This window comes from Pseudomonas sp. Tn43, assembly GCF_014192635.1.
Taxonomy (GTDB): Bacteria; Pseudomonadota; Gammaproteobacteria; order Pseudomonadales; family Pseudomonadaceae; genus Aquipseudomonas.
This window is the reverse complement of sequence record NZ_JACHYG010000008.1, coordinates 1-23,419: the sequence shown is the minus strand read 5'-3', so window position 1 is coordinate 23,419 and position 23,419 is coordinate 1. Positions and strand designations below refer to the sequence as shown.

23 protein-coding genes are annotated in these 23,419 nt (G+C 58.7%); 14 read left to right on the top strand and 9 right to left on the bottom strand.

What is annotated here, in order from left to right; all coding sequences use genetic code 11:
- Positions 1-11 precede the first annotated feature (11 nt).
- From FHW68_RS20270 to dksA, 4 genes are all read right to left on the bottom strand, one after another.
- Positions 12-2,966, bottom strand: coding sequence for a sensor histidine kinase (locus tag FHW68_RS20270; RefSeq protein WP_168185049.1), 2,955 nt, complete (start codon positions 2,964-2,966; stop codon positions 12-14).
- Positions 2,950-3,126: a hypothetical protein gene (locus tag FHW68_RS20265; protein ID WP_003176118.1), complete on the bottom strand. Its 177-nt coding sequence runs from the start codon at positions 3,124-3,126 to the stop codon at positions 2,950-2,952. The genes FHW68_RS20270 and FHW68_RS20265 overlap by 17 nt, the downstream gene beginning before the upstream one ends.
- 77 nt (positions 3,127-3,203) lie before the next feature.
- Entirely contained in the window at positions 3,204-4,100 is an 897-nt protein-coding gene (gene gluQRS / locus FHW68_RS20260) for a tRNA glutamyl-Q(34) synthetase GluQRS (RefSeq protein ID WP_183682971.1), read from the bottom strand.
- A gap of 205 nt (positions 4,101-4,305) precedes the next feature.
- On the bottom strand, positions 4,306-4,749 hold the full coding sequence (gene dksA / locus FHW68_RS20255) for an RNA polymerase-binding protein DksA (protein WP_030130357.1): 444 nt from the start codon (positions 4,747-4,749) through the stop codon (positions 4,306-4,308).
- 333 nt (positions 4,750-5,082) lie between these two features.
- On the opposite strand from dksA, the gene FHW68_RS20250 reads away from it, so the two are divergent.
- Both FHW68_RS20250 and sfsA read left to right on the top strand, forming a co-directional pair.
- A complete protein-coding gene (locus FHW68_RS20250; protein WP_095630637.1) occupies positions 5,083-6,255 on the top strand; it encodes a pyridoxal phosphate-dependent aminotransferase in 1,173 nt (390 codons plus the stop codon).
- Positions 6,255-6,968: a DNA/RNA nuclease SfsA gene (sfsA, locus tag FHW68_RS20245; protein WP_183682658.1), complete on the top strand. Its 714-nt coding sequence runs from the start codon at positions 6,255-6,257 to the stop codon at positions 6,966-6,968. Before FHW68_RS20250 ends, sfsA begins: the two co-directional genes overlap by 1 nt.
- Here sfsA and FHW68_RS20240 read toward each other — a convergent pair.
- Positions 6,957-7,274, bottom strand: coding sequence for a Rieske (2Fe-2S) protein (locus FHW68_RS20240; RefSeq protein ID WP_183682655.1), 318 nt, complete (start codon positions 7,272-7,274; stop codon positions 6,957-6,959). The genes sfsA and FHW68_RS20240 overlap by 12 nt on opposite strands.
- A 239-nt stretch (positions 7,275-7,513) precedes the next feature.
- Between FHW68_RS20240 and FHW68_RS20235 the strand changes: the two genes are divergently transcribed.
- The 3 genes from FHW68_RS20235 to FHW68_RS20225 are packed head-to-tail and all read left to right on the top strand — an operon-like array spanning position 7,514 to position 10,152.
- Positions 7,514-8,497: an iron ABC transporter permease gene (locus FHW68_RS20235; RefSeq protein ID WP_183682968.1), complete on the top strand. Its 984-nt coding sequence runs from the start codon at positions 7,514-7,516 to the stop codon at positions 8,495-8,497.
- Positions 8,497-9,264 (top strand): heme ABC transporter ATP-binding protein, encoded by a 768-nt coding sequence (locus tag FHW68_RS20230; protein WP_095630641.1) that lies wholly within the window; start codon positions 8,497-8,499, stop codon positions 9,262-9,264. Before FHW68_RS20235 ends, FHW68_RS20230 begins: the two co-directional genes overlap by 1 nt.
- Before the next feature lie 21 nt (positions 9,265-9,285).
- Positions 9,286-10,152: a ChaN family lipoprotein gene (locus tag FHW68_RS20225; protein ID WP_183682652.1), complete on the top strand. Its 867-nt coding sequence runs from the start codon at positions 9,286-9,288 to the stop codon at positions 10,150-10,152.
- A 265-nt stretch (positions 10,153-10,417) separates the two neighbouring features.
- On the opposite strand, the gene FHW68_RS20220 is transcribed toward FHW68_RS20225, so the two are convergent.
- The 3 genes from FHW68_RS20220 to FHW68_RS20210 all read right to left on the bottom strand — a co-directional run bounded on the left by FHW68_RS20220 (position 10,418) and on the right by FHW68_RS20210 (position 12,915).
- Positions 10,418-10,690 carry a TfoX/Sxy family protein gene (locus FHW68_RS20220; RefSeq protein WP_007902045.1) on the bottom strand — a complete coding sequence of 91 codons (273 nt, stop codon included), beginning with the start codon at positions 10,688-10,690 and terminating at the stop codon, positions 10,418-10,420.
- Positions 10,691-10,922: 232 nt separating this feature from the next.
- The gene (locus FHW68_RS20215) at positions 10,923-11,267 is read right to left on the bottom strand and encodes a pentapeptide repeat-containing protein (protein WP_183682650.1); all 345 of its coding nucleotides are present in this window, start codon (positions 11,265-11,267) and stop codon (positions 10,923-10,925) included.
- Positions 11,268-11,358: 91 nt separating this feature from the next.
- Positions 11,359-12,915, bottom strand: coding sequence for a bifunctional aminoglycoside phosphotransferase/ATP-binding protein (locus FHW68_RS20210; RefSeq protein ID WP_183682645.1), 1,557 nt, complete (start codon positions 12,913-12,915; stop codon positions 11,359-11,361).
- A 118-nt stretch (positions 12,916-13,033) separates the two neighbouring features.
- On the opposite strand from FHW68_RS20210, the gene mrcB reads away from it, so the two are divergent.
- From mrcB to FHW68_RS20195, 3 genes are read left to right on the top strand one after another with little or no spacing between them, the layout of a single operon-like run.
- Positions 13,034-15,352: a penicillin-binding protein 1B gene (gene mrcB / locus FHW68_RS20205; RefSeq protein WP_183682642.1), complete on the top strand. Its 2,319-nt coding sequence runs from the start codon at positions 13,034-13,036 to the stop codon at positions 15,350-15,352.
- 16 nt (positions 15,353-15,368) lie between these two features.
- Entirely contained in the window at positions 15,369-16,103 is a 735-nt protein-coding gene (locus FHW68_RS20200) for a tetratricopeptide repeat protein (RefSeq protein WP_095630646.1), read from the top strand.
- A complete protein-coding gene (locus FHW68_RS20195) occupies positions 16,103-16,438 on the top strand; it encodes a YqcC family protein (protein WP_183682639.1) in 336 nt (111 codons plus the stop codon). The genes FHW68_RS20200 and FHW68_RS20195 overlap by 1 nt, the downstream gene beginning before the upstream one ends.
- A 20-nt stretch (positions 16,439-16,458) precedes the next feature.
- Here the strand turns inward: FHW68_RS20195 and FHW68_RS20190 are convergent, their stop codons facing one another.
- Positions 16,459-16,881, bottom strand: coding sequence for a DUF4124 domain-containing protein (locus tag FHW68_RS20190; protein WP_183682636.1), 423 nt, complete (start codon positions 16,879-16,881; stop codon positions 16,459-16,461).
- Positions 16,882-17,281: 400 nt separating this feature from the next.
- Between FHW68_RS20190 and FHW68_RS20185 the strand changes: the two genes are divergently transcribed.
- From FHW68_RS20185 to msrQ, 6 genes are all read left to right on the top strand, one after another.
- A complete protein-coding gene (locus tag FHW68_RS20185) occupies positions 17,282-19,006 on the top strand; it encodes an acetolactate synthase 3 large subunit (protein ID WP_095630655.1) in 1,725 nt (574 codons plus the stop codon).
- Positions 19,007-19,008: 2 nt separating this feature from the next.
- Entirely contained in the window at positions 19,009-19,500 is a 492-nt protein-coding gene (ilvN, locus tag FHW68_RS20180) for an acetolactate synthase small subunit (RefSeq protein WP_003176102.1), read from the top strand.
- 47 nt (positions 19,501-19,547) lie between these two features.
- Complete coding sequence (gene ilvC / locus FHW68_RS20175) at positions 19,548-20,564, top strand: ketol-acid reductoisomerase (RefSeq protein ID WP_095630649.1); 1,017 nt, start codon at positions 19,548-19,550, stop codon at positions 20,562-20,564.
- Positions 20,565-20,709: 145 nt separating this feature from the next.
- Positions 20,710-21,567, top strand: a complete 858-nt coding sequence (gene pssA, locus FHW68_RS20170; protein WP_095630650.1) for a CDP-diacylglycerol--serine O-phosphatidyltransferase — start codon at positions 20,710-20,712, stop codon at positions 21,565-21,567.
- Positions 21,568-21,629: 62 nt separating this feature from the next.
- Positions 21,630-22,643 carry a protein-methionine-sulfoxide reductase catalytic subunit MsrP gene (gene msrP, locus FHW68_RS20165; protein ID WP_095630651.1) on the top strand — a complete coding sequence of 338 codons (1,014 nt, stop codon included), beginning with the start codon at positions 21,630-21,632 and terminating at the stop codon, positions 22,641-22,643.
- On the top strand, positions 22,643-23,263 hold the full coding sequence (msrQ, locus tag FHW68_RS20160) for a protein-methionine-sulfoxide reductase heme-binding subunit MsrQ (RefSeq protein ID WP_095630652.1): 621 nt from the start codon (positions 22,643-22,645) through the stop codon (positions 23,261-23,263). Before msrP ends, msrQ begins: the two co-directional genes overlap by 1 nt.
- Positions 23,264-23,419 lie beyond the last annotated feature (156 nt).

Below are 23,419 nucleotides of genomic sequence, written 5' to 3'. Positions count from 1 at the left end.
TCTCGACGGTCTCAGTTCACAGCGGACGTCGCTTCGACATGACGCGGCAAAGTTACCCGGATACGGGTGCCGCGTTGGCTTTGAACATCAGCCGGGCTGTCGATGGTGATTTGTCCATAATGCTCTTCAACGATGGAATAGACCAGTGCAAGGCCCAGACCGGTGCCTTCGCCAGGGTCCTTGGTGGTGAAGAAAGGTTCGAATAGTCGGTCCATGATGTTCGAGGGGATACCACTGCCTTCGTCTTCGACGATCAGATCGACCGTGTGTTCGCCGGCTTCGCTTTTAACGCGCACTGCGCTGCCCGGAGGCGAGGCGTCGCGGGCGTTTGAGAGCAGATTGATCAATACCTGGGCAAGCCGCTGCGGGTCACCTTCTACCCAGTGGTCGGGGTCGCACAGGTTGTAGAACTGTACTTCGAAATTGCGCCGGTTCAAGGCCAGCAGGCCGATGGCATCCTGGGCCACTTCCGCCAGACAGACGGGCTCGTCACTGTGCTGGTAACTGCCGGCGTGGGCGAAGCTCATCAGCGACTGAACAATGCGGGACACGCGTTTGGTCTGCTCGAGGATCTGCCCGCTGATTTCCGTGAGTTCGGTGTCGTCCTCGCGTTCTTCACGCAAATTCTGCGCAAGACAGGCAATGCCGGTGATCGGGTTGCCGATTTCATGGGCCACGCCGGCCGCCAGTCGACCGATGCTGGCCAGGCGCTCGGAGTGCACCAGTTTGTCTTCGAGCATCTGGGTTTCGGTCAAGTCTTCTACCAGCAGCACCAGGCCGCTGTTACCCGGCGCCAGCGGCTCATCAATCGCCGCTTTGTGCAGGTTCAGCCAGCGCGTCTGACCGTCGAGGGCCAAGTGCTGTTTATGCAAATGCTCGTCCGGCAGGTTGATGAAACCTTGCAGCAGCTCTTTCCAAGGATCGGCAATGGTGCTCAAGCGCGAACCGACCACACGCTGCGCGGCAATCCCGGTCAGTTCCTCCATGGCTTTGTTCCACATGAGGATTTCCTGATCCTTGGCCAGCGAGCAGACGCCCATCGGCAATTCCTGCAAGGTCTGGCGGTGGTAGCGGCGCAAGGCATCGAGTTCGGCGGCAAGACCGGTGAGGCGCGAGTGGTAGTCCTCGAGGCGGCTTTCGATGAAGTGGATGTCTTCAGTGACGTAGTTTTCGCCGCCAGCCTTGTAGGGCAGGAAGGTTTCGACCATATCCTGCGCCACGCTCGGTCCCATCAGGCCGGAAAGGTTGGCTTCGATACGGTCCCGCAGACGGCGCAAGGCGTATGGCCGGCGTTCGTCGAACGGTAGATAGAGATCACGCAGCGCCTGTTCGACTTCTTTCTGCGCAGCCTTGGCGCCCAATGGTTTTGCAAGCTGCGTGGCAAATTCCTGAGGCGAGGCGGCATGCAGTTCGCGGCGTTGCGGGCGGCGAACGTTATCCACGGCGCAGGCTTCGGCGGCGCTGGCCTCTTCGGGGCTGGCGTTGGTGAACAACGAAATCAGGGTGAACATCAGCACGTTGGCGGCCAGCGAGGCAATTGCTGCCATGTGCCAGCTGGTGTCGTCCAGTACGTAGATCATGTTCAGCAGTGGAATGTAGAAGCCCTGCAGATTGCCGACCAGCGGCAGCAGCATGGTGACCAGCCACACCAGAATGCCCGCCAGCAGGCCGGCGATGAAGCCGCGACGGTTGGCGGTCGGCCAGTACAGCACCGACAACACGCCCGGCAGGAACTGCAACGTGGCAACGAAAGCGACGATGCCGAGGTTGGCCAGGTCCTGCTCGGCGCCCAGCATCAGGTAAAAACCGTAACCGGCCATGATGATGGCGACGATCAGCGCCCGGCGGGTCCATTTCAGCCAACGGTAGATATTGCCCTCGGCGGGCGGCTGATAGAGCGGCAGCACCAGATGGTTCAGCGCCATCCCGGACAACGCCAACGTAGTGACGATGATCAGGCCGCTGGCCGCCGACAATCCGCCGACATACGCCAACAGCGCCAGAGCTTTGCTGTTGGCGGCGATGCCAATGCCCAGGGTGAAATATTCCGGATTGGTCGTGGCGCCCAGTTTCAGCCCGGCCCAGAGGATCAGCGGCACCGCGAGGCTCATCAACAGCAGAAACAGCGGCAGACCCCAACTCGCACTGACCAGCGAGCGTGGGTTGAGGTTTTCGGTAAAGGTCATGTGATACATGTGCGGCATCACGATCGCCGAGGCGAAGAACACCAGCAGCAGCGTGCGCCATGGGCCTTCCTGCAATGGTGTGTGCAGGGCGGCGAGGGCGGTCTGGTTTTGCAGCAGCCACAGTTCCAGCTGTTGCGGGCCGTCGAACACGCCATACAGCGCATACAGACCGACGCCGCCAAGCGCAATCAGCTTGATCACCGACTCGAAGGCAATCGCGAACACCAGGCCTTCATGTTTCTCGCGGGTAGCGATGTGGCGTGAGCCGAAGAAAATCGTGAACAGTGTAATCAGTGCGCAGAAGCTCAAGGCCACGCGATGCTGCACCGGCTCGCGGGTGAGGATGCTGATGGAGTCGGCCACTGCCTGAATCTGCAACGCCAGCAACGGCAGCACGCCGATCAGCATGAAAATTGTGGTCAGTGCACCGGCCCAGGTGCTGCGGAAACGAAACGCAAACAAGTCAGCCAGGGATGAGAGCTGATAAGTGCGGGTGATTTTCAGGATCGGGTACAAAAGCACCGGCGCCAGCAGGAAGGCCCCGGAAACCCCGAGGTAGCTGGACAGAAAGCCATAGCCGTACTGATAAGCCAGGCCCACCGTGCCGTAAAACGCCCAGGCACTGGCGTAGACGCCCAGCGACAGGGTGTACGTCAGCGGGTGGCGAATGATCGCCCGGGGGATCATGCCCCGTTCGCTGATCCAGGCCACGCCGAACAGCACCGCCAGGTACGCGGCGCTGATCAGGATCATCTGGGTCAGGCTAAAGCTCATCAGCATCTTTTTGGCTCTGCAGGATGAAGGTCACGACAATCAGAATCAGCCAGAGCAAATAAGGGCGATACCAGGCGCCCGTGGCGTCGATCCACCAATCCATGATGGCCGGGGAGAACAGATAAATCCCCACTACCAGGAGCAGGACCAAGCGATAGATGTACATCCCGGCCTCTCTTTTTTATGCGCGTGCCCGAAAACGTGCGGCGATGGTAACGGATGGGCGCGCCACTGCAAGCGGCATCACTGCAATTGCGCTTCGGGCAACGTCAGTGTGCGCGGGATCAGCGCTGCATCCCAGTGGGCAATTCCCCAGTTCAGCACTTGCCGTGGCGTGGCGTCATTCAGTTCGGTCGCAGGCTTGTGCCCCAGCGCGCGCAATGCGCGCAGCAACAGTGGCGTGGCCTGATCTTCGGTCAGCGGCGGCGATCGATAGGATTTGCCGAGTTTGTGGCCGTCAGGCTGGGTAATCAGCGGGATGTGCAGGTAGCGCGGTTGCGGCAGGCCCAGCAGTTCTTGCAGATAGAGTTGGCGCGGCGTGGAATCCAGCAGATCGGCGCCGCGCACGATATCGGTGATGCCTTGCCTGGCGTCGTCCAGCACCACTGCCAATTGATAGGCGTAAAGCCCATCGCGGCGGCGGATCACGAAATCACCCACCTCCCGCCCCAGATGTTGACGGAACTCGCCCTGCACCCGGTCGATGAAGTGGTATTCCAGTTCCGGCACGCGCAGGCGGATCGCGGCGTTTTCGGTGCCGTGCCCCGCGTTGCGGCAGAATCCGGGATAGATGCCGTGATACGGTTCCAATTGCTTGCGTGAACAGGTACAGGCGTAGGCCAGGCCCTGATTGAACAGGCGATTGATGACTTCGTCATAGGCCGCGTGCCGGTCACTCTGTCGGACCATGTCGCCATCCCACTCGAACCCGTAGCTTTCCAGCGCCTTGAGAATCGCCGCTTGAGCGCCGGGTTCTTCGCGGGGCGGATCGAGATCTTCCATGCGCACCAACCAGCGGCCGCCGACCGAACGGGCATCAAGGTAGGAGGCCAGTGCTGCGACCAGCGAACCGAAATGCAAATGCCCGCTGGGGGTGGGGGCGAAGCGGCCGATGTAGGCAGGGGAGGCGATGGCGGTCATAAGGGCGATGTCAGGCTGTTTAATCGTTTTGAGCATGGCTTGAAGCCGCCTTCGCGAGCAAGCTCAGCTCCTACAGGAAATTGCGCTGCCTTTGTAGGAGCGAAGCTTGCTCGCGAAGGCAATTTCAAGACGCAACAAATCAGCAAATGTCAGAAACAAAAAACGGAGCGTTCGCACGCTCCGTTCTTCGTTCAAGTGGCCAGGATTACTTGCCGACTTGTTTTTCCTTGATTTCCGCCAGGGTCTTGCAATCAACGCACATGTCGGCGGTAGGGCGGGCTTCCAGTCGCTTGACGCCGATTTCGACGCCACAGGATTCGCACCAACCGTATTCTTCGTCTTCGATCAATTGCAGGGTTTTGTCGATTTTCTTGATCAACTTGCGCTCGCGATCGCGGGCGCGCAATTCGAGGCTGAATTCCTCTTCCTGGCTGGCACGATCTGCCGGGTCAGGGAAGTTGGCCGCTTCGTCTTTCATGTGATCAACAGTACGGTCGACTTCCTGCATCAAGTCCTGTTTCCACTTGTTCAGGATCTTGGTGAAGTGAGCGCGCATGGGCTTGCCCATATACTCTTCGCCCTTCACTTCTTTGTAGGGTTCGAAGCCGCTGATCGACTGGTTTTGCTGTTGCTTTGCTTGGGTGGGCATGAAATGGACCGCCTCTACTCTTGTAATCCATTGCGCAGGATTGCTCCATCACCGACACCTGCCGGCCCTGCGGCTGCAAGCGGGCGAACTTACCAGATCAAATCGGACCGCGCTACTCCCGGATGTCGAGCCCGTAGCCCGTGGCGCTTGCAAAATATTGCAAAGCCTTGCCTGGTGGCTCTGGAGACCTGATCAATTATTGATTTTAGTCAAACCTGGAGCATACGCTTGAATCGTTTGAGACCCACGTTATATGGGCTCTGACCGCTTTAGGTTCTCGCTCGTTCCCGGGCTTGGGTAGAATCGATTCTTTTCCCGTTGTAAGGAAGGCTAATGGCTCTGTCCTACAGTGCGCGCAGTCGCGCTATCGAACCGTTTCACGTCATGGCCCTGCTGGCACGGGCCAACGAGTTGCAAGCAGCCGGCCACGACGTGATTCACCTGGAAATCGGCGAGCCGGACTTCACTACCGCCGAGCCGATCATCCAGGCTGGCCAGGCCGCGCTGGCGGCGGGGAAAACCCGTTATACCGCCGCACGCGGCATTCCCGAGCTGCGTGAAGCCCTTTCGGGCTTTTATCAGCAACGCTACGGGCTGAACATCGATCCGCAACGAATTCTCATCACGCCCGGCGGTTCAGGCGCGTTGCTGTTGGCCAGCGCCTTGCTGGTGGACCCGGGCAAGCACTGGCTGCTGGCAGACCCGGGCTACCCGTGCAACCGGCATTTCCTGCGATTGGTGGAGGGCGCGGCGCAACTGGTGCCGGTCGGCCCAGACGTGCGTTATCAACTGACTCCGGACCTGATCGCGCGTCACTGGGATCACGACAGTGTCGGCGCCTTGGTGGCATCGCCGGCCAACCCGACCGGGACCATCCTGACCCGCAACGAGTTGGCCGGGCTCTCTGCAGCGATCAAGGCCCGCCACGGCCATTTGGTGGTCGACGAGATTTACCATGGCCTGACTTACGGCACGGAGGCGGCCAGCGTGCTGGAAGTCGATGACAGCGCCTTCGTCCTTAATAGTTTTTCCAAGTATTTCGGCATGACCGGCTGGCGTCTCGGTTGGCTGGTTGCGCCGGAAGCGGCGGTCGGAGAGCTGGAGAAACTCGCCCAAAACCTCTACATCAGTGCCCCGAGCATGGCCCAGCACGCTGCATTGGCTTGCTTCGAACCGGCCACTATCCAGATTTTCGAGGAGCGCCGCGCCGAGTTCGGCCGACGCCGTGATTTCCTGCTGCCCGCCCTGCGTGAATTGGGTTTCGGTATCGCCGTAGAGCCGGAAGGCGCATTCTATTTGTACGCCGATATCAGCAAATTCGGCGGCGATGCCTTCGCGTTCTGCCGGCATTTCCTCGAAACCGAGCACGTAGCGATCACGCCGGGCCTGGATTTCGGGCGTTATCAGGCGGGGCATCATGTGCGGTTTGCCTATACCCAAAGCCTTCCACGCCTGCAGGAAGCAGTCGAACGGATCGCTCGCGGCTTGCGCAGTTGGCAAGGCTGATGCGATTTCATCCTCCTCTCGAAGAAGGTCGCTTGATTCGTCGTTACAAGCGTTTTCTCGCTGATATCGAAACCGTTGGCGGCGAGTTGCTGACCATTCACTGTCCAAACACCGGTTCTATGCTTAATTGCCAGGTCGAAGGCGGGCAGGTCTGGTTCAGCCGTTCCAACGATCCCAAACGTAAATTGCCCGGCACCTGGGAAGTCGGAGAAACCCCACAAGGGCGATTGTTTTGCGTAAACACCGGGCGCGCCAACGGTTTGATCGAGGAGGCGTTGCGGGCCAATGTCATCACCGAACTGAACGGCTTTACCGAACTGAAGCGCGAAGTGGCCTACGGTCAGGAAAGCAGCCGCATCGATTTCTGTCTCGATTACCCGAGCGGGCCCGCCTATGTAGAGGTCAAAAGTGTCACCCTGGGCTTCGATGGCTCGTTGGTGGCGGCATTTCCCGATGCCGTGACCCAGCGCGGGGCCAAGCATTTGCGCGAGCTGGCGCATTTGGCCCGGGACGGAATTCGTGCGGTGCAGCTGTATTGCGTGAACCTGACCGGCATCGACTCCGTACGTCCTGCTGAAGAAATCGATTCGGCCTACGCGGCGGCGTTACGCGAAGCGGTGGCGTGTGGGGTTGAAGTGCTGGCCTATGGCGTGCACTTGACCCACGAAGAGATGGTGGTCGATCGGCGCCTGGAGGTGCTGTTAAACGGTTAGCCAGATCCCTTGCGCGTCTTCGAGGCAGGGGACGGTGGTCAGGGATTGCCCGGCGCACGGGCCAGCAACGCATTCGCCGTCTTCGATCAGAAACAGCGCGCCATGGGTGGCGCACTGGATCAGGCTGTTGCTGGGGTCGAGAAACTGGTCGGGCTTCCATTCCAGTTCGACGCCCCGGTGCGGGCAGCGATTTTCATACACATACACCCGGCCGCCCCGGCGCACGGCCAGGAGTTTCTGACCGTCGACGTCGAAACCGCGACTGCTGGCATCAGCCAATTCGGCGCCAGCGCAAAGAAACTTCATGTCTATCCTCAAGTCTCGCCGCTCGTGACCGGAGAGGTCCGAACTTGACGTTCAAATGCAAGCAACTATCAAATGGCCGCTCACCCACAGGGCGATTGCCGGATGCCGAGGATACTTGGCCTGTTCTCTCGATGCCCGGCAAAACTTTCAAGGAAGCTGTTTATGCGTCTGAGTACGACCGGCCAATGACCCTTCTGGTTAAACCTCGCGCGTTGTTCATTGGCCTGAGCCTGCTGTGTTTGCTGGCGATCTGGTTGTCGCTGGCGTTGGGGCCGGTGAGTTTGCCGTTATCCGACACGTTATGCGCGGCGTTGCGGCTGCTGGGTTTACCCATCGCGCCCGACGGGTTGGAGCAGGCCGAGCTGATCCTAGGACAGATTCGCTTGCCACGAACCTTGCTGGGCCTGGCGGTGGGCGGCGTTTTGGCGTTGTCTGGGGTGGCAATGCAGGGCCTGTTTCGTAACCCTCTGGCCGATCCGGGATTGGTGGGTGTCTCCAGCGGCGCGGCTTTGGGGGCAGCCATCGCGATTGTCAGCGGCTCGGTGTTCGGCGGTCTGCCTGAATCCTTCGGGCCTTACCTGTTATCGGTGTGCGCGTTTCTCGGTGGGCTGGGTGTAACGGCGCTGGTCTATCGACTGGGGCGGCGCAATGGCCAGACCAACGTCGCCACCATGCTGCTGGCCGGTATTGCATTGACTGCACTGGCCGGTTCGGCGGTCGGGTTGTTCACCTACCTGGCGGATGACGCGACCCTGCGCACGTTGACGTTCTGGAACCTGGGCAGCCTTAACGGCGCCAGTTATTCACGACTTTGGCCATTGCTGCTGGTGAGCATCGGTGTGGCGCTGTGGCTGCCGCGACGGGCCAAGGCCTTGAATGCATTGTTACTGGGGGAGTCAGAGGCCGGTCACTTGGGTATTGATGTCGAAAGGCTTAAGCGTGAACTGGTGTTCTGCACGGCACTGGGCGTCGGTGCGGCGGTCGCGGCAGCGGGGATGATCGGCTTCGTCGGTCTGGTGGTACCGCATCTGGTGCGACTGCTGGCTGGCCCTGATCATCGGGTGCTGTTGCCGGCGTCTCTATTGGCGGGGGGCAGTTTATTGTTGTTCGCAGATCTCGTGGCGCGGCTGGCCCTGGCGCCGGCCGAGTTGCCGATCGGGATTGTCACGGCCCTCATAGGGGCTCCGTTCTTTCTGTATTTACTGCTCAGAGGGCGTGCCTGATGTTGCGCACGCAAAATCTGCAAATCCGGCGCGGTCGAAAGATTGTCCTTACGGGCATCACCCTTGAACTCAAACCGGGCACAGTCCTCGGCGTGCTCGGGCCCAACGGTGCCGGCAAAAGCACGTTGCTCGGCGCCCTGTGCGGTGAATTGCAGGCGGACCACGGCAGTGTCTGGCTCGATGAACGCGAACTGAGTCATTGGACCGGGGCGCAGCGAGCCCGGCGTTTGGCGGTGTTGCCGCAAGTGTCGACCCTGGACTTTGCCTTTCGCGTCGAAGAAGTGGTCGGCATGGGGCGCCTGCCTTATCAAAGCGGCCGGCTGCGGGATGACGAAATTGTCGCCGCCGCGCTGCACGCGGCCGATGCGCGGCACCTGAGTGGACGCAGTTATCTGGCGCTGTCTGGCGGTGAGCGTCAGCGGGTGCACCTGGCACGCGTCCTGGCGCAGCTCTGGCCGGGGGAGGCGGGGCAAACGTTGTTGCTCGATGAACCGACATCGATGCTCGACCCGTTGCATCAACACACTACTCTGCAAGCGGTACGCGAATTCGCCGACCGTGGCGCCGCGGTGCTGGTGATCCTGCATGATCTGAATCTGGCGGCACGTTATTGTGATCGTCTGTTGTTGCTCGAGGGTGGGCGCCCCGTGGCGCTGGATACGCCGGAGCAGGTGCTGCGCCCAGAGCCGCTCAAGGCCGTGTTCGGGCTGGAAGTACTGGTACAACCGCACCCGGAGCGTGGGCATCCGCTGATCATCGCCCGCTGAACATTTCATTGAGGTGAGAACATGCGTGTGATGGTGATTCTGGCTGTGCTGATATTGAGTGCCTGCCAACATGGGCCGGTGCCGCCGCCACCCGTCAGCGGCGAAATCCTGGAGTTGCGCAGCGGTAAAAGCCTGACGGCGCATGAGCTGCTTGCACGGTTAGCCAAGCCTTCGCGGTTGATTGTCGGCGAGCAGCATGACAATCGTGATCACCATCAAGTGCAACTGTGGTTGTTACAGACGCTGAGTGAGCAGCGACCGCAAGGCAGTTTGCTGCTGGAAATGCTCACGCCGGATCAACAAGGGCGCGTCGATCACATCAAGCATTCTTCACCGCTACCCGCTGACTTGCCCAATGCGCTGGCCTGGCAACCGGGGTGGGACTGGAATCTCTATGGGCCGATCGTCGGCTTTGCCCTGACTCAACCGTATCCGTTGCTGGCGGCCAATCTGGATACGCTTGAAGTCCGTAATGTCTATGCCAAACCCCCGGTATTGAGTGGTTCGTTTTCCAACGCGCCGATGGTCAAGGATAAGTTGCTGGCACAGATCAACGATTCCCATTGCGGCCTGCTGCCAGCATCGCAAATGCCCGCGATGCTGGCGGTCCAGCAGCAACGTGACCGGCGGATGGCCGGGCGACTACTGGTTGCACCAGCGCCTGCATTGCTATTGGCCGGCGCCTATCACGCGCGTAAGGATGTCGGGGTGCCAATCCATGTGCAGGATTTGGGTGAGCCTGAAGCGCCGATGGTGTTGATGCTGGCGGAGCAGGGCGCCGAGGTCACGCCGGCCATGGCCGATTACGTCTGGTATACGCCTGCCATGCCACCTCAGGATTACTGCGCGCAAATGCGCAAACAGTTTGGCAAGCAGGCAGGGCAGTAAACCGGCGAGTTTTCCACAGGCAAAAAAAGACCCGGCAAGAGCCGGGTCAAATAACCGTGATTAGCCTGATGAGGAGATAATCTGAGAGTCCGAACCAAGGGCTTTTCAGAATATCGACCAGTCTCGCGACCAGTTGTGGTAATCATAGCGATTCTCATTACCATGTCAATCGCTGATTTTTGGTTTTCTTTGACCTCACCCGTTCCCTTGGGTGAAAGGCTTGCAATCATTGGTTTTCAGGCTGCGTGCAAACGTAATGATCCATTCAAATCTTGTGGCGTGACGAAATGGCGTCCAGCTGTTTGTTCAAAGCTTCCTTGCGTTCGGCGGGAATGTCGTTCCAGTGAACATCCATCAGTGCGCCTTCGATCGCATACAACAACACCTTGGAAGCCCGAAAACCGCGCGTGCGCACGGCTCGATAAGCATCTACAGCTCCCAGCCGACGCAAGTCCGATGCACTGTGGATGCCCACGGCATGCAGCCATTGCGCCGACGTCTTGCCAAGATTTTTCAGGTGTTGCAGTTCATCATTCATCAAGCCTCCTTGCGACAGCCGAACGGTGCGTGGGCGAGCCTCTCAGCAGTGTAGCCATCAGTAGGAAAAGCGTGATTGTTTGGTCGGTTTCGGCGCAAATGCTTCTAAGACGCGGGCTCTGGAAGTGGCGGGTAAAGGCTGCGAGTGCGCTCGGAAAGACGTGAATTTCGGGGGGTAAAAAAATACAAGTCCAACGCAAGGCAGGGGCGCCGGACTTGTCAGGGCGTCGCTTTTAGCGAGTGCGATAACGCAGGCGCGTACCGAAATTCATCGACATCAGAATCTCATCGGCACTCAACTCCGGCGGAAAGTAGGCGCCGGAGATCTGCGCGTGGGCCAGGCTCGCCCCTTCAAGGGAAGCGTTGCGAAAATCGATGCCGCGCAAGTCGGCGGAACGGAAATAGGCATCGCTGAAATCGATGCCGTCGGCGTTCAGTTCACGCAGATCGAGACCACGGAAGTCGCCACCGACCATGTCGATAGGTCCGCCCGAGGGCCGTTCGTTGTTAAAGCCTGTGATGTCGTCTTTGTGCAGCAAGGCATAAAGCGGGGTGTCGAGAAGTTTCGGCTGGCTCATGTCGCATCACCTGATGGTTTTATGACGCCAGTATAGTGCCACTATTTGACAGCCGTGAAGCCGGTGAGGGCTTCACGGTTGAATTAGTTTCTTACAGGCCTGGAAGGCGCTGACGAATCTGCGCAACGACGGTATCGAGCGTGCCACTTTCATTGGTCTGGACGCGTTTGCTGCACAGGATTTCTGCTGGCGTCAGGGCCTCGCGGCTGGCTTGCTGGGCGGCGATAACGGCCAGGTTGGCATCGGAGGGATCGTTATTGTCTGCCTGACGTTGCTTCAGCCAGCTCTCGATCACCGCTTGCGGTGCGTCACAGTCGAGAATCAGGAATGGCGCCCCCGTGGCTTCGGCGATTTTTGCCGCACCGTCGCGTTGGTCACGCTTGAGGTAGGTGGCATCGACCACCACCGGGAAACCGGCATGTAAAATTACCCCGGCGATTTCATGCAGGCGGCTGTAAGTGGCGGCGCTGGCGTCGGCACTATAAATGCCGGCCTGCAGGTCGTTCGGTACGGCTTGCTCGCCGAACATACGCTTGCGCTCGACATCGGAACGCAGGCGAATGGCGCCCAGCGCTTCCACCAGGCGCATGGCCACGTGGCTTTTACCGACAGCGGAAACGCCGTGGGTAATCGCCAGAAAGCGCGAAGGAATGGTGCTGTAGCTTTCCGCCAGGTTGGCGTAGTTGCGGTACTGACGCAGCGTGGTGGCGCGCTGCACCGGATCGGCTTCGGCCGGCATGCTGAACAGGCTGACCTTGGCGCGAACCAGTGCGCGGTAGGCTTTATAGAAGTTCAGCAGCTCCAGGCCCTGATAGTCGCCAGTCAACTCCAGGTATTGGCTGATGAAACGGCGTGCCAGGCTTTTCAGGCCGCGATCTTCCAGGTCCATGGCCAGGAAACCGGTGTCGGCGTAAACGTCGGTGAAGCGGAACGGTTCGTTGAATTCGATGCAGTCGAAGATCACGACCTTGCCGTCGATCACGGTGGCGTTGCCCAAATGAATGTCACCGTGGCATTCACGAATGAAACCATCGGCCTTGCGCTGGGCGAACAGCGGCTTGAGGCGCTCGAAGCTGCTTTCGGCCCAGGCTTGCAGCGCCTCGAGTTGCAGCAGATCGGCCTTGTCGCTGAGGAACGGACGGATCTGTTCGAAGTTCTGCCGTACCGGCGCCATGACACTGTCTGGCGTGCCGGCTTCATGTTCGGCAGGTACTTTCGGTGCGCTGAGATGGAACTGAGCGATCTGCGCCGCCATCTCGTCGATGTGCGTGGTGGTCAATTCGCCGTTGGCTTGCAAGGTGCTGAGCAATTGGCTTTGTGGGAACTGGCGCATTTTCAGGGCGTAATCGACGACCGGACCTTCGCCGCCCAGTTGGGGGGCTTCGGCGCTGCCAGTGATCGGCAACACTTCCAGATACAAATCATGGGTCAGACGCTGGTTCAGGCGCAGCTCTTCAGCACAGAAATGCTCGCGAGCCTGGAGGCTGGTGAAGTCGAGGAAGCCGAAATTCACTGGCTTCTTCACTTTATAAGCGTAGGGGCCGGTGAGCAGCACCCACGAAATATGGGTTTCGATGACCTGAAACCCTTCTACGGGATGCGGGTAGAGGGCCGGGTTTTGCAGGGCAGCGATCAGGGACTGGCTCACAGGCGATCCTTCAGAGTCTGGGAAAAATTCAAGGCCGCCATTATGGCCGCAAGTCTGCCCGACGCAAACCTCAGCAGGCGTCTGTCGAGGACGAATAAAGTGCGTATAATCCGCCGCCATGACTCGTACTCGATCCCCCCGCACCCCAAAAAAACCACCTTCCAAGGGCATGCGTCCCTGGCTGGGCTGGGCCCTTAAACTCAGCCTGGTAGGCCTCGTGGTGCTTGCCGGGTTCGCGGTTTATCTCGACGCTGTCGTCCAGGAGAAGTTCTCCGGCAAACGCTGGACCATCCCGGCCAAGGTGTACGCGCGCCCGCTTGAACTGTTCACTGGCCAAAAGCTGAGCAAGGAAGACTTCCTCACCGAGCTCGATGCCTTGGGCTACCGACGCGAAGCCATCAGCAACGGCCCCGGCGCGGCGGCGGTCAATGGCAATACCATCGACTTGAACACCCGAGGCTTCCAGTTCTATGAAGGCATGGAAACGGCTCAGCCTGTGCGCGTACGCTTCTCCGGCGATTACGTGGCCGAGCTTTCGGCGACCAACGGTTCGAAGCTTTCTGTGGTGCGACTGGAGCCCCTGCTGATTGGCGGGATTTATCCGAAAAACCTTGAAGACCGCATCCTGATCAAGATCGATCAGGTTCCGCCGTATCTGCTCGAAACACTGATTGCCGTGGAAGACCGGGATTTCTACAGTCACTGGGGCGTGTCGCCGAAGTCGATTGTCCGAGCCGTCTACGTCAACACCTCGGGCGGCAAAATGACCCAGGGCGGCAGTACGCTGACGCAACAGTTGGTCAAGAATTTCTACCTCACCAGCGAACGCAGCCTGACCCGTAAGCTCACCGAAGCCATGATGGCGATGTTGCTTGAGCTGCATTACGACAAGCGCGAAATTCTTGAGGCTTACCTTAATGAAGTGTTCGTGGGCCAGGATGGTCAGCGCGCGGTGCACGGTTTCGGTCTGGCCAGCCAGTTCTTCTTCGGGCAGCCATTGTCCGAGCTGAAGCTGCATCAAGTCGCTTTGTTGGTGGGCATGGTCAAGGGGCCGTCCTATTACAACCCGCGTCGCAACCCTGAGCGGGCGCTGGAGCGTCGCAACCTGGTGCTCGATGTTCTGGGGGAACAAGGTGTTGCCACCGCCGCACAGGTTGAGGCGGCGAAGAAAATGCCACTGGGTGTGACCACGCGCGGCAAGTTGGCCGACAGCTCGTTCCCGGGCTTTCTGGACCTGGTTAAACGTCAGTTGCGCGAAGATTACCGCGACGAAGACTTGACCGAAGAAGGGTTGCGGATTTTCACCAGTTTCGACCCGATCCTGCAGATGAAAGCCGAAGCTTCGGTCAATGACACGTTCAAGCGTCTGGCTGGGCGCAAAGGGTCCGATGAGGTTGAGGCGGCCATGGTCGTGACCAATCCGGAAACCGGAGAAGTCCAGGCCATGATCGGCAGCCGTCAGGCAGGTTTCGCCGGTTTCAACCGGGCGCTGGACGCCGTACGACCGATCGGCTCGTTGATCAAGCCGGCGGTTTATCTGACAGCCCTCGAGAAGCCGAGCCAGTACACGCTGACCAGTTGGCTGTCGGACGAATCCTTCTCGGTCAAAGGCGCGGACGGTCAGGTCTGGAAACCACAGAACTATGATCGCCGTTCCCACGGTACGGTGTTCCTTTATCAAGGGCTGGCGCATTCCTACAACCTGTCGACCGCGCGTCTGGGCTTGGCAGTGGGCGTACCGAATGTCTTGAAGACCCTGGCGCGTCTGGGGGTGAGTCGCGAGTTTCCCGCGTTCCCGTCAATGCTGCTGGGCGCTGGTGGCTTGACCCCGATCGAAGTGGCGACCATGTACCAGACACTGGCCAACGGTGGGTTCAATACGCCAATGCGCGGAATTCGCAGCGTGTTGACCGCCGAGGGCGAGCCCCTCAAGCGTTATCCGTTCCAGATTCAGCAGCAGTTCGATCCGGCGTCCATTTACCTGGTTCAGAGCGCCATGCAACGGGTCATGCGTGAAGGCACCGGTAGCTCGGTATATAACGTGTTGCCGAAAACCCTGACGCTGGCCGGCAAGACCGGTACCAGTAACGATTCGCGGGACAGCTGGTTCGCCGGTTTCAGTCAGGATCTGTTGGCGGTGGTCTGGCTGGGGCGCGATGATAACGGCAAGACGCCGTTCACCGGCGCCACCGGTGCGTTGCAGGTCTGGACCAGTTTCATGCGCAAAGCCGATCCGCTGCCGCTGGATATGCCGCAGCCAGATAACATTGTTCAGGCCTGGGTCGATTCGCGCACTGGGCAAGGTTCTGAAGGCAGCTGCCCAGGCGCAGTGCAGATGCCGTATATTCGCGGCAGCGAACCGTCCCCGGGTCCCGCTTGCGGTGGTGAAAACCCCGCTGAATCGGTGATGGATTGGGTCAAGGGCTGGATGAATTAAGCAAAGAGGGTTTCAAGTGAACAAGTGGTTGATTCCGGCGGTAACTGCCGTGGCTTTGCTCAGCGGTTGCTCTACTGTACAGCGCGGCTCGATTCCGGTTGTGGATTCCGGCACTGCCGTCTCCAACAGCGAACGGATTTCGGCGAATGGCGGTTTCCGGCAGTCGACGGTAAAACGTCCTGCACAAGCCCAGACTCAGGCAATCCCGCAAGGTGACACTGGCGTCGTCGTGATGGTGCCAGGTGGTGGCGCGGTTTCCTCGGCCCCGATCAGCACTTCGCCTATTACCCCGGGCCCGATCACTCCGGGGCCGATTGATACCTCGCCGGTCCAGTCGGCACCGATCAACCAGGGCAGCTACAGCATGCCGTCGACGCCGAGCGGGATTCCTTCCGCAAGCTCCGGCGGCCTGTCCGCCGATGAGCAACTGGACGGTCCGGTCCTGGCGTTGTTGACCACTGCCCAGCAGCAACAGGCCAGTGGCGACCTTAATGGCGCGTCTTCCAGCCTCGAGCGGGCCCAGCGTGTCGCACCGCGTGAGCCGCAAGTGCTTTATCGTCTGGCTCAGGTACGTATGGCTCAAGGCGATGCGGCTCAGGCCGAACAATTCGCTCGCCGTGGTTTGACGTTCGCCAATGGTCGTCCGGCTCTTCAGGCCAGCTTGTGGGAATTGATCGCCCAGGCGCGTGAGAAACAGGGTGACTCCGCCGGCGCAGCGTTGGCGCGTCAGAAGGCCAAGGTCTCGCTGTGATGGATGCACGCTTCCCGAAGATTGCCACACAGTTGCTGTTGATCGAGCGCGAACTGCGCGTTCAGGGCTGGTGGGACGAAGTTTCGCCATCCGCTGAGGCGCTATCCAGCGTCGAACCGTTCTCGGTGGATACGCTGGATTTCGAGCAATGGCTGCAATGGATCTTCCTGCCAAGAATGAAGTCGATCCTGGAACAAGACCTGCCATTACCCAACGCGTCGGGGATTCAGGAAATGGCCGATATGGTCTTCGCCGCCCGCAACGTCCAGGGTAAGGATCGGCAGCTTCAGATCTTGCTCAAAGAGTTCGACCTGTTGATCACCACCTCTCGCTAACTCCAATCCGTTGCAGGGTCCTACATGCAGTTTTTTGCGATCTGTTTCTGTGCTTCGGTGATGCGTTCCTGACGTTGTTGGTCGGTCAGGCGGCGCATCTCACCTTCGACATCCTCCCGTAGTCGCGGATTATTCTGCAGTTGAGCCAGGTTGGTTCGAGCCTGCTCGCAGAACACTTTTAACTGGGCTTGCTGCTCGGTAACCTGCTTTTTCACTTTGTTGTCGATAGCCCGTTGATCGCCTATGACATCGCTGCGCGTTGGCGTACTCGGTTTGCCGATGGGCGGGGCGGGCGTCACGACGAGGGTGGGCTCCTGGCCTGGGGGCGGTTGCCCATCGAAATGGGTGACGCCCTGGGCATCGACCCATTTATAGATCTGACCCGCCATGCACAGAGGGCTCAGGCTGATCAGCAGGCCGGCGGTGAGGAAGAACGTTCGCATGCCATTTCCTTGTCATAAGTGCGCAATCGAAGCTAACACAGTTGCGGTTTAAAGGTTTTTTCTTGCGTTCTCATGTGCTTAGTTCGAATAAAGCACATTGACGGCTTGACTTGCGATGGGCGAAACAGAAGAATCCAAAGTCCGCTGTAGAGGGACTGCCAGAAGCAGACCCACTCGGTAGATCATGAGGCGCACATCCGCGCCGACCTGTTACACCCGCAACGCGTTACCTCGCGCTGGGTGGGAAAGGCCCGCAACACTTGGGACGATCCCAATACTTGCTCAGTCAGTGCTGACGTAGTCGGCGACCACCGTCGCTCATGCTCTGCCGAGAAGTAAACCTATTAAGACCCGTCCTCTTGTATGTGGGCGGTATTCTGGCGTTTTAGAGGTGAACAACGTGGAGCTTTTATCTGGCGGTGAGATGCTCGTCCGCTTTTTGCGTGACGAAGGCGTCAAATATATCTACGGGTACCCGGGTGGTGCTCTTCTTCATGTCTATGATGCCCTGTTCAAAGAACCGGAAGTGACCCACATCCTGGTTCGCCACGAGCAGGCTGCGACCCATATGGCTGACGGCTATGCCCGCGCCACCGGTAAAGCCGGTGTGGTGCTGGTAACCTCCGGCCCGGGCGCAACCAACGCCATCACCGGTATTGCCACGGCCTACATGGACTCCATTCCGATGGTGATCATTTCCGGCCAGGTGCCTAGCACCATGGTAGGTACCGATGCATTCCAGGAAACCGACATGATCGGTATCTCCCGGCCAATCGTGAAGCACAGCTTCATGATCAAGCATGCCTCGGAAATCCCGGAAGTCATGAAGAAAGCGTTCTATCTGGCGCAATCCGGTCGTCCTGGTCCGGTCGTTGTCGATGTCCCGAAAGACATGACCAACCCGGCCGAGAAGTTCGAATACATTTTCCCGAAAAAAGCCAAGCTGCGTTCCTACAGCCCGGCCGTTCGCGGTCACTCCGGGCAAATCCGCAAGGCAGCCGAAATGCTCCTGGCGGCCAAGCGTCCTGTGCTTTATTCAGGTGGCGGCGTGATTCTTGGTGGTGGCTCCGCGCCGCTGACCGAGCTGGCCAAAATGCTCAACCTGCCAGTGACCAATACCCTGATGGGCCTGGGTGCCTACCCTGGCACCGACCGTCAGTTCATTGGCATGCTCGGTATGCACGGCAGCTACACCGCCAACCTGGCGATGCACCATGCCGATGTGATCCTTGCAGTCGGCGCGCGTTTCGATGATCGCGTGATCAACGGTCCGGCCAAGTTCTGTCCGAATGCCAAGATCATTCACATCGACATCGACCCGGCTTCGATCTCCAAGACCATCAAGGCAGACGTGCCTATTGTCGGTCCGGTCGAAAGTGTCCTGACCGAAATGGTCGCGATCCTCAAGGAAATCGGCGAGACCCCGAACAAGGAGTCCGTCGCCAGCTGGTGGAAGCAAGTCGATGAGTGGCGCGGCGATCGCGGCCTGTTCCCTTACGACAAGGGCGACGGCAGCATGATCAAGCCGCAGACCGTGATCGAAACCCTGTGCGAAGTGACCAAGGGCGACGCCTTTGTGACCTCCGACGTGGGTCAGCACCAGATGTTCGCCGCGCAGTACTACACGTTCAACAAGCCAAACCGCTGGATCAACTCCGGTGGCCTGGGCACCATGGGCTTCGGTTTGCCGGCGGCCATGGGCATCAAGTTGAGCTTCCCGGATGACGACGTCGCCTGCGTTACGGGCGAGGGCAGCATCCAGATGAACATTCAGGAACTGTCGACCTGCCTGCAATACGGTTTGCCGGTGAAGATCGTCATTCTGAATAACGGTGTGCTGGGTATGGTCCGCCAGTGGCAGGACATGAGTTATGGCAGCCGTCACTCGCATTCCTACATGGAATCGTTGCCTGACTTCGTCAAGCTGGCCGAGGCTTATGGCCACGTTGGCGTGCGCATCACGGAATCGAAAGATTTGAAGTCGAAGATGGAAGAGGCGTTCGCCATGAAAGATCGCCTGGTGGTAATCGACATTTCGGTCGACACCAGCGAGCACGTCTACCCGATGCAGATCAAAGACGGCTCCATGCGCGATATGTGGCTGAGCAAGACGGAGCGTACTTAATCATGCGGCACATTATTTCCTTGCTTCTGGAAAACGAACCCGGCGCTTTGTCTCGTGTAGTCGGCCTGTTCTCGCAGCGCAACTACAACATCGAAAGCCTGACCGTGGCACCAACCGAAGACCCGACCCTGTCGCGTCTGACGCTGACCACTGTCGGCCATGATGAAGTCATCGAGCAGATCACCAAGAACCTGAACAAGCTGATCGAAGTGGTAAAACTGGTCGACCTGTCGGAGAGTGCTCACATCGAGCGTGAACTGATGCTGGTCAAGGTCAAGGCCACCGGCGCCCAGCGCGCCGAGATCAAGCGCACCACCGATATTTATCGCGGGCAGATCGTTGATGTCAGCGCTAGCGTGTATACCGTTCAATTGACCGGTACCAGCGACAAGCTCGACAGTTTCATTCAATCGATCGGGACTGCCTCGATTCTGGAAACCGTACGCAGTGGCGTCACCGGGATTGCCCGCGGCGACAAAGTACTTAGCATCTAAACCAAATTAGCGAATGGCCTGAAGGGCCAGATATAAAGGGGAAATTCATGAAAGTTTTCTACGATAAAGACTGCGACCTGTCGATCATCCAGGGCAAGAAAGTTGCCATCATCGGTTACGGTTCCCAGGGTCACGCTCAAGCGTGCAACCTGAAAGACTCCGGCGTTGACGTTACTGTCGGTCTGCGTAAAGGTTCGGCTACTGTTGCCAAAGCCGAAGCTCACGGCCTGAAAGTGACTGACGTTGCTTCCGCCGTAGCGGCTGCCGACCTGGTCATGATCCTGACCCCGGACGAGTTCCAGTCTGCCCTGTACAAGAACGAAGTCGAGCCGAACATCAAGAAAGGCGCCACCCTGGCCTTCTCCCACGGCTTCGCGATTCACTACAACCAGGTTGTGCCACGTGCTGACCTCGACGTGATCATGATCGCGCCGAAAGCTCCGGGCCACACCGTGCGTTCCGAGTTCGTCAAAGGCGGCGGTATCCCTGACCTGATCGCTATCTACCAGGATGCTTCGGGCAACGCCAAAAACGTTGCACTGTCCTACGCTGCTGGCGTTGGTGGCGGTCGTACCGGCATCATCGAAACCACCTTCAAGGACGAGACCGAAACCGACCTGTTCGGCGAACAAGCCGTTCTGTGCGGCGGTACCGTTGAGCTGGTGAAAGCCGGTTTCGAAACCCTGGTTGAAGCTGGCTATGCGCCGGAAATGGCCTACTTCGAATGCCTGCACGAACTGAAGCTGATCGTTGACCTCATGTACGAAGGCGGTATCGCCAACATGAACTACTCGATCTCCAACAACGCTGAGTACGGCGAGTACGTGACCGGTCCGGAAGTGATCAACGCCGAATCCCGTCAGGCGATGCGCAACGCTCTGAAACGTATTCAGGACGGCGAATACGCCAAGATGTTCATCAGCGAAGGCGCCACCGGCTATCCTTCGATGACCGCCAAGCGTCGTAACAACGCCGCTCACGGTATCGAGATCATCGGTGAGCAACTGCGCTCCATGATGCCGTGGATCGGTGCCAACAAGATCGTCGACAAAGCCAAGAACTAAGTCGCGAGCTTGTACGGAAAACGCGGCCTAGGCCGCGTTTTTTCGTTTGGATCCGCCGGTTCTGGTATAAAGCTGCATTGTTTGTGGCCGAACCGTCGTCCCAGGCACCTGTCGAAACTTTCCACCCCGTTGCAAGGTAATGTCCATGAGCGAACGTCCCGAAGAGCCAAAGCAGGCTTCTGACGCCGAAAGCCTTCTGCCCGTCGATGAGCACATCGAAGAAGGGCATGACGCTGAAGGTCGTAAAGTCCGGCATCGTGGTATCTATCTGCTGCCGAATCTGTTCACCACTGCGAACCTCTTCGCCGGGTTCTATTCCATCATTAACTCGATGAGCGCCCAGAGTGCCTTGAGTGCTGGCGATGCGATCGGCGCGAGTAAATATTTTGCATTTGCCGCGATCGCGATTTTCGTCGCCATGGTGCTCGACGGCCTCGACGGTCGCGTTGCCCGTATGACCAATACCCAAAGCGCTTTCGGTGCCGAGTACGACTCGCTGTCGGACATGGTTGCCTTTGGTGTGGCCCCGGCATTGCTGGCGTTCGGCTGGGCGCTGGGTGACATGGGCAAGGTCGGCTGGATGGTTGCCTTCATCTATGTAGCGGGGGCGGCGTTACGTCTGGCGCGTTTCAACACTCAAGTCGGCACCGCAGACAAACGTTACTTCATCGGCTTGGCCAGCCCCGCCGCCGCGGGTGTGGTCGCGGGCATTGTCTGGGCCTTCAGCGACTACGGCATTCAGGGTTCCAAGATGTCATTCCTGGTTGCCCTGATGGTTGCCGCCGCTGGCATGCTGATGGTCAGTAACATCAAGTACAACAGCTTCAAGGAGCTGGACTTGAAAGGGCGGGTTCCCTTTGTCGCGATCCTGGCGGTGGTATTGGTATTCGCCGTTGTGTTCAGTGATCCGCCGCGTATCCTGCTGCTGGTGTTCCTTGCCTATGCGGCTTCCGGGCCGATTCAGTACCTGCTGCGCCTTCGTCGGCACAAAAAAGCCGAGTGATGTAATTTCCCTCATACTCCGCAGTCTATGGTGCATCTGTCCTCCAAAGCTGCGGAGTTGCCATGCTGATCAAAGTCCCTAAAGCGTCTGACTGTCATGAGTCGGACGTCACGCCTGAATCCCTCTATCTTTCTCGTCGCAGTGTATTGGGTGCTGCCGTCGCCGGTTTGGCGGTGAGCAGCCTGCCGCGTTGGGCAAGTGCTGGTGATGTTGCGCGTTATGGCGACGTCGAGCCTGGCAAGGCGCCGGCCTGGTTTGCCGAAAAGCTCCCTTCTACCAAATGGGGAGCAGTCAACGTCAAGGATGAGGCAATTACGCCTTTCAAGGACGCGACCCACTACAACAACTTCTATGAGTTCGGTACCGATAAAGGTGATCCCGCGGCCAACGCCGGGGCACTGAAAACCGAACCCTGGAGCGTGGTGGTGGACGGAGAAGTGGGGAAGCCGGGGCGGTATGCGCTGGAAGACTTCATGAAGCCCTATCAACTGGAAGAGCGCATCTATCGTCTTCGCTGTGTGGAAGCCTGGTCGATGGTCATTCCATGGATCGGTTTTCCTGTTTCGGCTTTGCTCAAGGAAGTCGAGCCGACCTCCAAAGCCAGGTTCATTCGCTTCGAAACGCTGCAGGATCCCAAGAGTATGCCCGGGCAGCGTTCCGGTTTTGCCCTGATCGACTGGCCTTATGTAGAAGGATTGCGTCTGGATGAGGCGATGAATCCGTTGGCGATTCTTGCTGTGGGCATGTATGGGCGTGAGCTGCCGAATCAGAACGGTGCGCCGCTGCGTCTGGTAGTGCCTTGGAAGTATGGTTTCAAGAGCATCAAATCCATCGTGCGAATCAGCTTGGTCAGCGAGCAGCCGAAAACCACTTGGCAGAGTATCGCCTCCGACGAGTACGGTTTTTATGCGAACGTGAACCCGACGGTCGATCACCCGCGCTGGACCCAGGCGCGGGAAAGGCGTTTGCCGAGCGGTCTGTTCAAGCCCAATGTGCGGGACACGCAAATGTTCAACGGCTACTCGGATGAAGTTGCTTCCCTCTATACAGGGCTCGATCTGCGGAAGCATTACTGATGCGATATTTGTACTGGCGTATTGGTGTCTTCATCGCTGCCGCGATTTGGCCGCTGCTTTGGTTGTATCAGGCCTGGGCGGATGTGCTGGGGCCGGATCCCGGCAAAGTACTGGTTGATCGATTGGGGCAGGGGACGCTTGTGCTGCTGCTTATTACATTGAGCATGACGCCATTGCAGAAGCTCACCGGTTGGTCGGGATGGATAGCGGTTCGGCGGCAGTTGGGTTTGTGGTGCTTCGCTTATGTTGTCCTGCATTTGAGCGGTTACACCGCGTTCATCCTCGGCTTTGATTGGTCGCAGTTGGGCATCGAGTTGCGCAAGCGTCCCTACATTATTGTCGGAGTCCTGGGGTTTCTCTGTTTGCTGGCATTGGCAATAACCTCCAATCGCTACAGCCAGCGGCGCTTGGGCGCTCGCTGGAAAAAACTGCATCGGTTGGTTTATGTGGTTCTCGGGCTCGGCCTGCTGCATATGTTATGGATCGTTCGTGCCGATCTGAAGGAATGGGCGATCTATGCTTCTATAGGTGCTTTGTTGTTGGTGCTGAGATTGCCGCCTGTAATCCGTCGAATTCCGCGTTTAACAGCTAAAAAGCCTCCTTCTGCAAGAAAAGCTTAATCAAGGGTTGACGGCAGATTTTGAAGGCCTATAATTCGCCCCACTTCCGGCGCAGTCGAAGCGGAAAACTCCTTGGTAAACAATGAGTTACGCGGTTTTCGGCAGCGGTTACGCTTCAGTTCATCGAAGCCAGAAGGAGTTGAAAGAGCGGTGATG